At 44.1% G+C, this 13,659-nt stretch carries 10 protein-coding genes, 5 tRNA genes and 1 rRNA gene; all 16 read left to right on the forward strand.

Annotation, left to right across the window (positions count from 1 at the left end; genetic code table 11):
- Positions 1-98, forward strand: a 23S ribosomal RNA gene (locus H8704_RS13330); the annotation flags it as partial.
- A gap of 86 nt (positions 99-184) precedes the next feature.
- Positions 185-256 (forward strand) — tRNA-Asn (locus H8704_RS13335).
- Between the two features lie 56 nt (positions 257-312).
- Positions 313-386: transfer RNA gene (locus tag H8704_RS13340), tRNA-Ile, on the forward strand.
- Positions 387-448: 62 nt separating this feature from the next.
- Positions 449-522, forward strand: a tRNA-Asp gene (locus tag H8704_RS13345).
- A gap of 86 nt (positions 523-608) precedes the next feature.
- Positions 609-681, forward strand: a tRNA-Val gene (locus tag H8704_RS13350).
- A 25-nt stretch (positions 682-706) separates the two neighbouring features.
- Positions 707-792 (forward strand) — tRNA-Leu (locus H8704_RS13355).
- Positions 793-1,010: 218 nt separating this feature from the next.
- A complete protein-coding gene (locus H8704_RS13360) occupies positions 1,011-2,369 on the forward strand; it encodes an NCS2 family permease (protein ID WP_249298585.1) in 1,359 nt (452 codons plus the stop codon).
- 85 nt (positions 2,370-2,454) lie between these two features.
- The gene (locus H8704_RS13365) at positions 2,455-4,011 is read left to right on the forward strand and encodes an ABC transporter substrate-binding protein/permease (protein ID WP_249298586.1); all 1,557 of its coding nucleotides are present in this window, start codon (positions 2,455-2,457) and stop codon (positions 4,009-4,011) included.
- On the forward strand, positions 4,001-4,741 hold the full coding sequence (locus tag H8704_RS13370; RefSeq protein ID WP_022463725.1) for an amino acid ABC transporter ATP-binding protein: 741 nt from the start codon (positions 4,001-4,003) through the stop codon (positions 4,739-4,741). The genes H8704_RS13365 and H8704_RS13370 overlap by 11 nt, the downstream gene beginning before the upstream one ends.
- Positions 4,742-4,922: 181 nt before the next feature.
- Positions 4,923-5,162 (forward strand): HPr family phosphocarrier protein, encoded by a 240-nt coding sequence (locus tag H8704_RS13375; RefSeq protein WP_022463726.1) that lies wholly within the window; start codon positions 4,923-4,925, stop codon positions 5,160-5,162.
- 227 nt (positions 5,163-5,389) lie between these two features.
- Positions 5,390-8,077, forward strand: a complete 2,688-nt coding sequence (locus H8704_RS13380) for a hypothetical protein (RefSeq protein WP_249298587.1) — start codon at positions 5,390-5,392, stop codon at positions 8,075-8,077.
- A gap of 4 nt (positions 8,078-8,081) precedes the next feature.
- Positions 8,082-9,803 (forward strand): protein kinase domain-containing protein, encoded by a 1,722-nt coding sequence (locus H8704_RS13385; protein WP_249298588.1) that lies wholly within the window; start codon positions 8,082-8,084, stop codon positions 9,801-9,803.
- Positions 9,796-11,232, forward strand: a complete 1,437-nt coding sequence (locus tag H8704_RS13390) for a hypothetical protein (RefSeq protein WP_249298589.1) — start codon at positions 9,796-9,798, stop codon at positions 11,230-11,232. Before H8704_RS13385 ends, H8704_RS13390 begins: the two co-directional genes overlap by 8 nt.
- Before the next feature lie 185 nt (positions 11,233-11,417).
- Positions 11,418-12,431: a helix-turn-helix transcriptional regulator gene (locus H8704_RS13395; RefSeq protein ID WP_249298590.1), complete on the forward strand. Its 1,014-nt coding sequence runs from the start codon at positions 11,418-11,420 to the stop codon at positions 12,429-12,431.
- 102 nt (positions 12,432-12,533) lie between these two features.
- Positions 12,534-13,409, forward strand: a complete 876-nt coding sequence (locus H8704_RS13400; protein ID WP_249298591.1) for an AAA domain-containing protein — start codon at positions 12,534-12,536, stop codon at positions 13,407-13,409.
- Positions 13,393-13,659 (forward strand): leucine-rich repeat protein (locus H8704_RS13405; RefSeq protein ID WP_249298592.1); only part of this gene is annotated, 267 nt, incomplete at its 3' end. The genes H8704_RS13400 and H8704_RS13405, both read left to right, overlap by 17 nt.

The following is a 13,659-nucleotide window of genomic DNA, read 5'->3' on the forward strand; positions in this document are numbered from 1 at the left end:
CATAAGACCCCTTAGAGACGATGAGGTAGATAGGGCAGAGGTGGAAGTACGGTAACGTATGCAGCTGACTGTCACTAATAGGTCGAAGGCTTATCCAAAAGAAACGGGAAGCTGGTTGCAGAAGCAGCGGGAAGATGTTATAATCGGTATACAGTTTTGAAGGTATCTGCTTTCAAAAAGATGATCCTCGATAGCTCAATGGTAGAGCACTCGGCTGTTAACCGAGTTGTTGTAGGTTCGAGCCCTACTCGGGGAGTTATTAAATAATCCGTAGATAGAGATATTTACGGATTTTCTTATAATCATATGTATGGACCTTTAGCTCAGTTGGTTAGAGCAATCGGCTCATAACCGATCGGTCCAGGGTTCGAGTCCCTGAGGGTCCATTCGATGGGAAAAAATTGCCATTATTGGGAAAAAGACTTCCATTGATATTATTATTTTATTTGGCCTAGTGGCTCAGTTGGTTAGAGCGCCGCCCTGTCACGGCGGAGGTCACGGGTTCGAGTCCCGTCTGGGTCGTTGATGGAACATTGACATTTGTATCCATCAATGATATAATAATATGCGGTTTGAGTGTGTAAGTACTCATTTCACTGTATTATTTTGGGATCTTAGCTCAGCTGGGAGAGCATCTGCCTTACAAGCAGAGGGTCACAGGTTCGAGCCCTGTAGGTCCCACTCAGTAATAATTTTATATTACTATGCCGCAGTGGCGGAACTGGCAGACGCCCGGGACTTAAAATCCCGTGGGTAGTGATACCCGTACCGGTTCGATTCCGGTCTGCGGCATTTATGAACTCTGGATTTCCCGGAGTTCTTTTTGATTTAATAGTTTCATAGGATGAAGGCTTCAGGTTATATATAATTTGTATCTATTGATTCTGCAGAAAATATCAATAAAATCAACAACTTATCTGTAAATTCCCCTATGTTTTGTGGTATACTGTATATGGGTCATTTTCGTTCTTGAGAGAATGATACTAATAACACATCACATGGAGGATAAAATGTTAGAGAAGTTTTTCAAACTGAAAGAAAATGGAACTACGGTTAAGACGGAAGTAATTGCCGGTATTACGACATTTATGACCATGGCGTATATCCTTGCCGTAAATCCAAACATGCTGTCAGCAGCAGGAATGGACAGTACAGCAGTACTGATCGCTACCTGTCTTGCTTCATTTATCGGTACCATGGCAATGGCGCTGCTTGCAAATTATCCGTTTGCACTGGCACCTGGTATGGGACTGAATGCATACTTCGCATATACAGTATGTGGTAATATGGGATATTCCTGGAAGGTTGCTTTGATGGCAGTATTCCTGGAAGGTATTGTATTTATCGTATTGTCTCTGACAAGTGTTCGGGAGGCAATATTCAATGCAATTCCAAGTACATTGAAAAAGGGTGTAAGTGCCGGTATCGGTTTATTTATCGCATTTATCGGACTTCAGGGAGCACATATCATCGTCAATGATGATACGACACTTTTAACATATTGTAAATTTGCAGATAACTGGCATACACAGGGAATCTGTGCTGTTCTTGCACTGATCGGTCTGTTCATCACAGTCATCCTTTATGTCAAAGGTTTTAAGGGATCTATTCTGATCGGTATTATTTCTACATGGGTACTTGGTATGATCTGTCAGGCAGCCGGAATCTACCATATCGACGCAGAGGCAGGCTTCTATTCTCTGTATCCAACTATGCATATGACAGACTTCAGCAAGATCTCTACCACATTTGGTCAGTGTTTTAATGCTGATTTCAAGGGTGTTGGTGTATTTAACTTTATCGTTGTACTCTGCTCCTTCCTGTTTGTAGATATGTTCGATACCATAGGAACACTGGTTGGTGTATCTTCAAAGGCAGGTATGCTTGATGAAAATGAAAAGCTTCCAAACATTAAACCGGCCCTTTTGGCAGATGCTATTGCAACAAGTGCCGGTGCTATCATCGGTACAAGTACAACTACAACTTATGTAGAGAGCTCTGCAGGTGTTGGTGCAGGTGCCCGTACAGGTCTTGCTTCTGTTGTAACAGCAGTACTGTTCCTTCTGGCAATTTTCTTTGCACCGATCTTTACAGCAATTCCGGGCTTTGCAACAGCTCCGGCTCTGATCTTTGTCGGTTTCTTAATGCTCTCTTCTGTTGTTGACATCGACTTCAATGATCTGACAGAGGCCGTTCCGGCATATATGACAATTCTGGCAATGCCATTTGCCTATAGTATTGCAGAGGGAATTTCTCTGGGCGTTATCTCTTATGTTGTGATCAATGTGATCTGTGGAAAGGCAAAGAAGGTAACACCGTTAATGTATGTACTTGCGGTATTGTTTGTATGTAAATATATTTTCCTGTAAAAAGGTTGACGAAGTAGTATGATCATATTGGGGGCAAGGAGCTTGCCCCTTTTATAAGTATATATAGGAAAGGCATGGTTTTATCATGAAAAAGAAAAGAAGACTTCCCAAGGGCTGGAATTATATATTGCTCCTGATCGTATGTCTTGCGGTTGTGGGCGGCATTGCAGCCGATCATTATCAGGAGAAGCAAAAGCAGGAAAAGCAGCTTGCGGAACTGAAAAAGAATGCGGTCAAGGGCGTAAAGGATCTGGATGGCAAAAAGATTGGTGTGCAGATCGGAACTACCGGAGATATTTACGCTTCTGATTATGAAGGAGATGACGCGGGAACCGTTATCGAGAGATACAATAAGGGAACGGATGCCATTCAGGCATTAAAGAATGGCAAGATTAACTGTGTTATCATTGATGAGCAGCCGGCAAAGGCGTATACAGAGAAGGATAGCACCCTGCAGATCCTCAAGGAGGAGTTTGCACTGGAGGATTATGCAGTATGTATTGACAAGAGCAATACAGAATTAAAGGAAAAAATTAACGAAGCACTTGCTAAGTTAAAGAAAAACGGTACACTGCAGGATATCATTGATAATTATATCGGTGAGGATTCAGTAAAAGGAACAAAGCCATATAAGGCAAAAGACATCAAAAGAAACGGTGTGCTGAAGATGGCAACGAATGCCTCCTTCAAGCCATATGAGTATTATGAGAATAATGAGATTACCGGTATTGATGTGGATATGATGCAGGCCGTCTGTGATGAGCTTGGTATGAAGCTGATGGTTGAGGATATGGAGTTTGATTCTATCATCCCGGCAGTGGTATCCGGAAAAGATGATGTGGGTGCTGCCGGTATGACTGTTACGAAGGATCGTCTGAAAAATATTGATTTTACAGATTCCTATACGACAGCGAAGCAGGTGATCATTACCGTGGACCCGGATGCATCCGTTACAAAGAGTTCCTTTGCAGAGCGTTTCCATGATAATTTTATCAAGGATCATCGTTATCAGTATATCGTAAAGGGTCTGCAGAATACGCTGCTGATCACAGTATTTGCCGTACTGTTTGGTATACTCTTTGGTTTTGTGATCGCTGTGATCCGTACCGGACACGACAAGAATGGAAACTTCCCGATCTTAAATGTATTCTGCCGTATTTATCTGACAGTGATGCGTGGCACTCCGGCAGTAGTACAGCTGTTGATTTTCTACTATATTATTCTGGTATCGGTAGATAATAAAATCTTAGTGGCTATTACGGCATTTGGACTGAACTCAGCGGCTTATGTGGCAGAGGTTGTCCGTTCCGGAATTATGTCTGTGGATGCCGGTCAGTTTGAAGCCGGACGCAGTCTGGGACTGAGCTATTCTCAGACGATGCTTTCTATTATTATGCCGCAGGCGTTTAAAAATACACTGCCGGCATTATGTAATGAGTTTATTAGTTTGTTGAAGGAAACCTCCATCAGCGGATATATTGCATTGGTGGATCTGACAAAGGCAGGCGATATTATACGAAGCAACACCTATGATGCATTTATGCCATTGATCGCAGTGGCTCTGATCTATCTGGTTATCGTAATGATCCTGACAGCAGGTGTACACGTTTTGGAGAGGAGGCTGAGAAGCAATGAGCGATAAGGAAGTATTGATCCAGGTGGAGAATCTGGAAAAATCATTCGGAGATCATCAGGTTATCAAGGGAATTTCCACAACCATCTCCAGAGGAGATGTAGTTGCTGTCATTGGTCCGTCCGGCTGTGGTAAATCTACTTTTCTGCGTTCCATGAACTGTCTGGAGGAGCCGACGGCAGGCCGTATCACATTTGAGGGAACGGACATTACCGATGAGGACGTGGATATCAATCTGGTCCGGGAAAAGATCGGCATGGTATTTCAGCAGTTTAACCTGTTTCCCAATATGACGGTAAAAGAAAATATTATGCTGGCTCCGGTGAAACGTAAAAAAATGACAAAAGAAGAAGCTGCGGTCAAGGCGGAGGAATTGTTAAACAGAATCGGTCTGGCAGATAAGGCAGACACCTATCCGGCGATGTTGTCCGGTGGTCAGAAGCAGCGTATCGCAATTGCCCGTGCGCTGGCAATGAATCCGGACGTGATGCTTTTTGATGAGCCGACTTCGGCATTGGATCCGGAGATGGTTGGAGAAGTTCTGGCTTTGATCAAGGAGCTGGCGGCAGAGGGAATGACCATGGTGATCGTGACTCACGAAATGGGATTTGCCAAAGAGGTTGCTAATCGTGTTCTGTTCCTGAGTGATGGTTTGATCCAGGAGGAGAATGCTCCGGTAGAGCTGTTTGAGCACCCGAAGAATGCCAGATTACAGGATTTTCTTAGCAAAGTGTTGTAAAATATGAATAAATTGATAAATATTTATTAAATCTTGCTTCAAAAGGTTCCCATTTCGCCAAAAGTGTGGTAAAACTATGCAAGGACAAAATAAGGCGAGGATGCATTGGAGTATGGGCATCTGCAACCGGTTGTCCGAATAGAGAGAACGAGAAGAGAGAATATTGAAAGGAGCAGTCGTTATGGGCGAAAAGATACCGGTACAGTTAAAGGATGTGCGAGATGTGAGCGAGTTTGTCAATATCCTGTCAGGGTTTGATGGAGATTTTGATCTTTATTGTGGAAGATATTGCGTTGATGCAAAGTCAATCCTGGGAATTATGACAATGGATCTGCGGAATCAGTTGTTTCTGACAGGCAACTGCGAACCTTCTGACAGACGAAATCTGGTACGTGCGTTGAGAGCTCGAGCATTTGCATAGGACAAACGGGCAGATGTGTGTATCTGACATTATAAGATGCTGCTGAAAGGCAGATTTTCAGCGGATAAATCTAACCCAATAGGACAACAGCCTCCGGGAGCAGGAATGCTCTTGGGGGCTGTTGCTTTTTTTGGTAATTTATTTTAAACTATAAAATAAAGAGATGGAAAACAAGGGCGTATCAATAGGGAGAGAAAAATAGAATACAACGATAACAGGAGTTAAAAATGAAAAGATACGCAGGAGAAGATGAAAAATTCAGACAACAGCATAAAGGAAAAGGAAGGAGACGTTTTTGCTCCTCAATACTGGCATTGGGTCTGACTGCTTTGATTACAGCAACGGCAGTTTTAGAACCGTTTTTTACGGGCTTTGGGGGACAGAGTGCCCGGGCGGCAGAAGTACAGAGTGAGATATCCATCACTTCCTATATAATGCAGGGCAACACGGAGAAGAATATGCAGATTACCATTTGTACTGCAGAAGAACTGAGGATGTTCGCTCAATATGTCAATGAGGGAAACGTCACTGCAGGCAAAACCTTCTCCTTAAAAAACGATATTACCCTGAGTACACTTACTTATCAGTATGATTCACAGCAGCAGAGAACGGGAATTTACAGACAGGGCGAATGTATCGCAGCGGTAGATAGAAACGGAACGTGTTACCGGAATATGACAGATGATCAGCAGACAGAAGCAGAGGAGTGTCTGGATGAAGCAGAGATATGGCAGCCGATCGGTGATGAGGAACATCCGTTTCAGGGATGCTTTTTGATGAATGGACATGCGGTGTCCGGAATGACGGCCGTGGCGTCAGAACCTATTAAGGGATTGTTTGGAGTCATCGACAACAGCGGAATCGCCAGGGATGGACAGGTAAAGGATAGTCTTGTGACCGGGGGGACGGCGGCAGGAGCAATTGCCGGCATTAATAATGGTGCCGTGACAGAATGCCGCAGTGAAAATACGATCGTGATGAGTAACGGATGTGTGGGAGGTGTAATAGGCACTAATACCAGTCTTATATCGCAGGTAACCGCTGAAAATGTTATCGTAGAGGGAAAAAGCAGTACCATGATAACAGAGCGGGAGGACATGGAGCGTGTGAATGGAGCCGGCGGGATTGCCGGATTTCATTTATCCGGCACCATTAAGGACTGTACACTGAAGGGAACCTCCTGTATTGTAAACGGTGGAGGTGGAATATTTGGCTATATGGCCGGAGGCAGCGTAGAAGCCTGCAGCAATTACAGCAGGCTGGACAGTCTTGGTGCCAATATGGGAGGTATTGGTGGATTTATATTTTGTGGAACAATATTGTCCTGTACCAATTATGGGGACATTCATTATATCTATCAGTATGATGAGCATGTAAATCTGGGTGGTATTGTTGCGGGAAGCTTTTCGGGATCCTACAGAGATATTACGATCAACGGATGTATGAATCAGGGAGATGTCCTGCAGCAGGAACGGGAAGGCAGTAAAGAAGGAATCACCATGGACTCGGTAGGCGGCATTATTGGCCGCATGGGTGGAGGTGTTCTCGGAAACTGCGGAAATGAAGGAAAAGTAGGAATCATTACTGATAAGGATGACAGTGAAGGGGCGAAGATTGGCGGTGCCTGTGGTATTCTGCAGGTGGGAGGCATCGCTGCCGGATGTGACGGGCCAAGCATGCTTCGAAACTGCTATAATACAGGAGATATCCTTGGGGATATTGCGTATACGGGTGGTATTGCCGGTCGTAAAAATTTCTTAGAGCTCAAAGCCTGTTATACGACAGGACATATTTTCCAGAAGCTGGGGACAGGACAGATTACCGGATTTGTAGACAGTGGGGATATGATCGACTGCTATTATCTGGGAGGAAGCAATCTGACGGTATATTCTAAGGCATCGGATTTATCCTTTGAGGTATCCAACTGCAGTGCTGTCTCTGCGGAAAATGTGGAAAATCATCTGGCGGACTGGCTGAATCAGTGTATTGCTTCCTATGAAACGGATTATTTTCAGAAGATATGTCCGCTGCGTAAGTGGTGTCAGGGAGAGGAGAAGCATCCGGTATTTTCTACAGAATATGTGACTCAGCCGACCGCAAGCCCGACACCGGAGGCAAGTGAAAAACCATCAGCCGATGGATCACCGGGGGAGGAAAGCGGAAAAACTGCTGTCAGTGAAACACCGTCTGCCGCCGGCACGCCGGTTCCGGAGGCAAAGACAGAGAAAGGTGCATCTGATGATCAGACAAAGAATGCAGATAATAAAGCATCCGGAAACAACATAAATAAACAGAAGTACTCTGATTTATTAAAGAAAACTTCATTATCATTGCTCGAATCCAACCGGATCGCAAAGGTTAAAAAACTGGTGATCAGTACTGTGAAGGACGGAGGTATCCAGATTACCTGGAAAGCTTCCGCACAAAATACCTGTTATGGGATTTACCGGCAGGATGGCAGGAAGGAAAATTACAAAAAGCTTACGGTTGTAACCGGGAAAACAAGCTGGCTGGATAAAAAGACACGGAAAGGGAAGAAATACCGGTATCAGATTTTTGCATGCCGGCAGGAAAATAATACCATGCTTCGCAGTGGTGTTACTGAAAGTAAGTGGATTGAGACTGCACATTATTCTGCCCCGAAGGTAACATATCAGACAGAATATACAGAGGGAAAAAGATATCTCAAGCTGACATTACGCCAGTACCATGGAGATCATATTGATATTGTATTGCGCAAAAACGGAAAAGAACAGATCATTAAGCTTCATTCCATATCGAGGTATCATGGTGTTTTTCGACTCAGTTATACCAGAACCGGTAATTTTATGTATTGCAAGGTTCGAACATGGGAAAATCATTCCGGTAAGAAACGATTTAGTGAATATACCAATATGAAAAAAATCAAGCTATAGAAGGGTGGAACGACCATTGATCACAGGCAAGATAAAACGCTGTATTCGCTGCATGCGTCCTTTGAAGGAGGGGGAGGTCTGTTCATTTTGCGGCTGTGATAACCGAAAGCTGCAGACACCACCATATTGTCTGCCTCCGGGAACCTGTCTGAATCACAGGTATTATACCGGACTGATACTGGGAGAGGGTGGCTTTGGCATCACATATATTGGCTGGGATCAGACATTGTCGATACCGGTAGCCATAAAAGAATATTATCCGAAGGGAATCATACGCAGAACGGCAGCAGACCGGTATGCACAGGGAGCATACTGCTATGATGATTCCTATGTACAGGGGGCATATCAGAAGGGACTAAATGCCTTTTTGCAGGAGGCCAAAAATCTGGCGCGCTTCAATCAGCTGGATGGGGTTGCGGTCGTCAGAGATTATTTTACAGAAAATGATACAGCATATATTGTTATGGACTATATTGACGGCAGCAGCGTTGAAAAGTATATCAGGAACCGGGGAAGGATTTCTGTGGAACATGTGATCCAAATGCTGCGGCCGGTGATGGATACCCTTCAGATCATGCACGAGAATCATATGATTCACCGGGATGTCAGCGGGGACAATCTGCTGGTCACCAAAAAGGGGATGGCAAAGCTGGTTGATTTTGGATCAGCCAGAAGGATGGCAGAGAGAGATCAGACGATCACTGTTATGTATAAGCGTGGATATGCACCAGAGGAGCAATACCGGGCAAAGGGAGAAATTGGTCCATGGACAGATATATACAGCATTTGTGTTGTTATGTATTATATGATATCCGGTATTATGCCGGAGGAGGCAACCCAGCGGCTGGTGGCAGACAAAACAGTGCCTCTGGCAAGGCTGGATGGCATAAATATTACGCAGAAGCAGAGTGATGCCATCGAAAAGGGGATGGCTGTGCTGGCGGAGGAACGGTTTGCCGATATGGGACAGCTTCTTCTGGCTCTGGATCAAAAGCCTATGACGGATGAGGAGCTTCAAGACTATATGATGCCCGAAGAACCGGAGAATGAGGAAGGACAGGAGAGGGAAAAAAGGGTAAACAGACCGGCGGAGACGGAGATTACGACGGAAATGGTATACCGGGAAATGGCTTCGGCAGATCATGATCACAAAAAGCAAAAACGAAAGAAAAAATTATCAATAGGGTTGGCAGCAGGGCTTGGTGTATTGATTTTGATGTTAATATGGGCAGGAGCTTTATATGCCAGCCATAGATTGCCTGGCAGAGGCCGCAATTTGACGGCAGCAGAAACAGCAGCACCGGAATCTGCACCGGCAGAAACCATGGAACCCCGGACAACGGCAACCACCGGGCCGGAGAAGGGGAAGGGGAAAATGCCGAAGCTAACCGGTCTTTCGGCGGCAAAAGCGCAAAAGAAATTAAAAAATGCAGGGTTCCATAAGGTCAGGCTTAAGTATCAGGTGGTTTATACCGGAAAATCCGGGGTTGTTTTAAAGCAAAGCATTCCTGTGGATCAACAGGTAAAATATCAGAGAAGGATCATTTTGACCATTAGCCGGAAAGCGAAGCCGGCGGCAACCGTCACACCGGCGCCGGAACAGGCGAGCAGCCGGGCAGGGCAGAATACCAATACAAAAGAAAGTCAGTCAGGCAGGTCATCAGGTAAGAAAAACAATGCGAAGAAAAATGTAGTCGGTTCGCTGGATGCACTGTTGGATGAATAAGGAGAATGCAATGGATGAAAATTATGGATTTGACCGTTTTCTGTTGGAAAAATGGGGTTCGGCAAATGCAGGGGAGGATCAAAAGGAAAGAAGGACTGCCTGCCGGAAATTTCAAAAAGCATTGAAGGATAATGACGTGGCGGCAGCAGGGACGATCCGGGCCTGGTTTGGCTTGGGAAAAAGATCAGAACCAAACCGGGAAAAAATGGTACAGCTTGCTTTTGCACTGGGGCTGAGTCATCAGGAGCTGGACGAGTATTTGCAAAAGGGATTAAGGATGCCGGGAATACAGGTCAATGATTATCGGGAAATGATCTATTATTATGGGCTGGAGCATGGTCTGTCCATACAGGAATGTGATCAGATGATCCTTGTCTTTGAAAAGCATATGTGCCGGGCGTATGTTCCGGTGCAGGAAGCACATACTGTTAAGCTGTGGAGATACTATGAAACATGGCGTCAGAAGGACCCGGTGCACTTTTTAAAAGAAATGTGTACCCACGCGGAGATGTTCAAAGGATATTCCAAAACCACACTGGATCATTTTAAACGGTTAAAATCACAGCTTCTTCAGGATATACGCAGGAGCATCCGGAAAAATCTGCTAAACGATCTCAAGGAACTGGGGTATATGGAGGAGGTTGCCCCTTATACATTAGAAAACTCCGGAGAAAAAGAAGAAATTCATCGATTCCTGAAAAATATCAGTAGGCGTGTTGAGGTGAAAAACAACCCGGAAATGCAGGCACTGATCCAATCGGTACGGCGGGACTGCAGTGTGGTTTACTCCGGGCATGAACGGAACCGTGACCTTTTGCGGGAATTGTATTCTCCGGCAATGAGTGGACAGGATGGTAAAAGTATCCGGTATAAAAAGAGAACGGACGCGAAAAAATCATATGGATTATCCTATATGACAGAACGTCATATCTCGGATCTGGTGGGCATTTCCATTCAAAAGGAGAGAGAAATACGACTGGCACAGGCGATTGCAAGCCTGGAGGGAGTAGATCCGGACAGCGCATGTCCCAGATGGATCTGCCGGTTAATGAAGCAGGAGCTGCCGGAAAAGTCCTCAAAACAGGAGTGGCAGGAAATCACCACAGGACAGGCAAAGAAGCTCCTGACCAAAATGCACCGGAAGCAGAAAAGCCGGTGTCTGCTGATCCAGAGAGAGGATCTTCTACCGCTGCTGATGGAGGTGGCAAGGCGTAAATATCATCAGGATAAGGAGAAAACAGGAGAAAAAGAAAACCCGCAGGATGCACAGAAATATTTCTGCACAATGGCAAATACCATTCTCGGTGCGTGCAGCATGGCACCTCTGGATGAAAGATATGCTCTGGATAAAAAGCTGCTGGACAGTTTTTGGGAGGAAGAAATGGACAGCTTTGCAGATCTTTTGGAAGAGGAAGATCAGGCATTATAAAAATATCAGTCAAACAGGCGTTAGAGATGTTGGAATAATCTCTAACGCTTATTTTTTGTCAAAAAATAAAAGAAAATAGGACAACAGCATGGGAAAATAAGAGCAGGATGACAAATGGTGTCGTATTGAAAGCGTATGATATAGATATGAAATACGAAATTTGTACAGGAGAACAATAACAGACCATGAAAAACAAGCATTCCAAAAATTCACGCACGCTGAGCATTTATATTCGATTATGTGCAGGAAAACTCATTAACAAAGCAGAGGAGGCCAATCGTTTCGGTGTAGACGAGCGGTCTATACAACGCGACATTGATGACATCAGAGCTTTTCTGGAGGATCAAAAGACAGAGCGGAGCACGGAAAGCCGGGAAATCATATATGACCGGGTACATAAAGGCTTTACTATGACCGGTACGGATGGATCTGCGATGACAAACAGTGAAATTCTGGCCGTCAGTAAGATTCTTCTGGAGAGCCGTGCATTCAGCAAAAAGGAAATGGATTCCCTGCTCAGCAAGCTGGTAGAGGGATGTGTTCCGCTTCGCAATATGAAGCTGGTATCCGATCTTATTGCAAATGAAAAATATCATTATGTGGAGCTGACTCATCCGTCATATGACAGAGACAGCCTTTGGAATCTGGGAGTTGCGATACGCAATCATAATCTATTGGAGATCAGCTATCACAAAGGGGATACGGCGGACGGATGTGTCAAGCGGATGATCGAGCCGGTCGGAATTGTATTTTCTGAGTATTATTTCTATCTAAATGCGTTTCTGGTGGAGAAAGACGCCAAGGGCAAATACGCACACAAATATAGTTATCCTGCAGTATTCCGGGTGGACCGGATCGTTAAGCTCCGGGAAACAAACGAGAAATTTAAGGTGTCGTATAATGGGAGATTTGAGGAGGGAGAGTTTCGCAAACGGGTTCAGTTCATGTATAGTGGAGAACTGATGCGGGTGAAGTTTCGTTTTTATGGCGGGAGTGCGGAGGCAGCGCTGGACAGGCTGCCTACCGCAAAAATTGTGTCAAAGCAGCCGGATTGGTATGAAATCGAGGCAGAAGTCTTTGGCAAGGGAATTATTATGTGGCTTTTGAGCCAGGGGGAGAGAGTAGAGGTTTTAAGTCCGGATTGGCTTCGGGAGGAAATGAAAGGGAAGCTGGAGAAAATGGTGGAAAGATATCAATAGAAATGACGCAAAATGACATATTTTGTCATTCTATATTTGTATAATGGAGTTTATAATAATGAAATAGATTTCGTAGAAGAGTACATAAAGGAGGAGCTGCCTATGATGTCAGTAAACGTAAAACAGTGCCATAAATGTGCATTTTGCAAGCACTGGTATGATCCGACAAACAGTCATATTCAACCAAAGTCACCGAGGATCAATCTGTGGCAGTATGACCATACTGTTATAGCGGAAGCTATTTATCAGTTTGTAAAAAGAGGAGACAGGGTATTGGTTGCATCACAATCAAACGATGCAGTTGATAATGCACTGGAAAGGTTGGCGGATTCGCCTGAGATTAGAGCCATTCGACTGGGACAGAAAGGGAAGAGAAAAAGAAAGGCGCAAGATTTAAGCACAAGAAAATTTGGTGAGGACGAGGCACTTAAGTATTATTATCATGCATTGTCTCTTCAGTTATCAAAGAACTGGCTGGATTTATGGGACTCTCTTGAAGGCAATGGAGTACAATACGATACAGATATTCGCGATGCCAGTTTATTTAATAATGACATTGCGGAACTGAATAAGGACTTGGCTGGACTACATGAACAGTATGCAGAGGCAAGAGACCGTTTGGATTCTTTGAATAAAGAATTTGAAACGGCAAATGATAAAAATACCAAGCTGGAAGAGGATAAGCTTCAGTATCGCTTTGCTGTAGATAGTTTTAAAGGGAAAACAGATTCTCAATTCTATTTACCGGCTGATATGTTAAAGATTTTTGAGTCAAACTTGAATGGGCTTATTGAAAGTACATTAAAGTCGGGAATTTATTTGATACCGGAAATTCTTGATAGTAATGTTATGGCGCTTAACAAAGAACAAGCCTATGTATCCTTAGTTCCTGAAAAGCTGAAAACACTTAAGTGTTTGAGTGAAAAATTAAAGAATGTTCAGGGGAAAGATAAAAGTAACGATGCCAAACACTGTTAAGGCTACGGGAAAAGAAATATTACTTGGATGTAGGAGCTTGGAAAGAATAACATTTTCTACAAAACTAAGAAAGATAGAGGTAGGACTTATATCAAGATGCAGAAAGTTGAGAAAAATATATTTACCCCAAAATATTGAAATTGTTTGTAATGGTGCTTTTGCAGAGTGTAGTAGAGTGGAGAGATTTGAATATGAAAATTTAGATATTGTAATGGGAGTAAAAGTGTTTGACGGATGTACCTCATTGCTT

Source organism: Jutongia huaianensis, assembly GCF_014384985.1.
Lineage (GTDB): Bacteria > Bacillota > Clostridia > Lachnospirales > Lachnospiraceae > Jutongia > Jutongia huaianensis.

What these genes read in the sequence shown, in the direction of transcription:
- H8704_RS13360 (WP_249298585.1), top strand. Translation starts at nt 1,011, where the DNA reads ATGTTAGAGAAGTTTTTCAAACTGAAAGAAAATGGAACTACGGTTAAG.
- H8704_RS13365 (WP_249298586.1), top strand. Translation starts at nt 2,455, where the DNA reads ATGAAAAAGAAAAGAAGACTTCCCAAGGGCTGGAATTATATATTGCTC.
- H8704_RS13370 (WP_022463725.1), top strand. Translation starts at nt 4,001, where the DNA reads ATGAGCGATAAGGAAGTATTGATCCAGGTGGAGAATCTGGAAAAATCA.
- H8704_RS13375 (WP_022463726.1), top strand. Translation starts at nt 4,923, where the DNA reads ATGGGCGAAAAGATACCGGTACAGTTAAAGGATGTGCGAGATGTGAGC.
- H8704_RS13380 (WP_249298587.1), top strand. Translation starts at nt 5,390, where the DNA reads ATGAAAAGATACGCAGGAGAAGATGAAAAATTCAGACAACAGCATAAA.
- H8704_RS13390 (WP_249298589.1), top strand. Translation starts at nt 9,796, where the DNA reads ATGAATAAGGAGAATGCAATGGATGAAAATTATGGATTTGACCGTTTT.
- H8704_RS13395 (WP_249298590.1), top strand. Translation starts at nt 11,418, where the DNA reads ATGAAAAACAAGCATTCCAAAAATTCACGCACGCTGAGCATTTATATT.
- H8704_RS13400 (WP_249298591.1), top strand. Translation starts at nt 12,534, where the DNA reads ATGATGTCAGTAAACGTAAAACAGTGCCATAAATGTGCATTTTGCAAG.